The sequence below is a fragment of the Alcanivorax sp. HI0044 genome (assembly GCF_001634945.1).
Window position 1 is genome coordinate 1 of record NZ_LWEZ01001038.1, and the last position, 472, is coordinate 472.

A 472-nucleotide genomic window follows, 5' to 3' on the forward strand; every position below is an offset into this window, starting at 1 on the left:
ACAGTGTCACCCGCAAGCGCGCTTCGCCTTCCGGCACCGTGGGCGGACGANTGGCCGTGATCAACAGCCCCTTTTCCCGGAGCGCACCACTGAGCGCCATGGCCTCGGCATCACTGCCGATCAGTAGTGGCTGGATCGGTGTGCGCGACGGCATCAGGGTGTAGCCCAGTTCACTGGCACCCTGTCGAAAACGGGCAATCAGTTCTGCCAGCTTCTCCCTGCGCCAGTTTTCCTCACTGGATTTGTGGAGACTGACCCGTGTGGCCGCCGCCACCGCGGCCGGCATGGCGGTGGTATAGATAAACGTGCGGGCAAACTGTATCAGGGTTTCGATCAAGTCATGGCTGCCAGCCACAAAAGCGCCGCCAGTACCCAGCCCCTTGCCAAGCGTTGCCATGAGGATCTGGGTACGCGGGTTAACGCCCTGGGCAAACAAGGACCCGCGTACCCAGATCCTCATGGCAACGCTTGG

General features: G+C 62.0%; 1 protein-coding gene. It reads right to left on the reverse strand.

Annotated features, from left to right (window positions below):
• Positions 1-472: aminotransferase class I/II-fold pyridoxal phosphate-dependent enzyme (locus A3730_RS12130; protein ID WP_156501181.1), on the reverse strand; the 472-nt coding region annotated here is incomplete at both ends.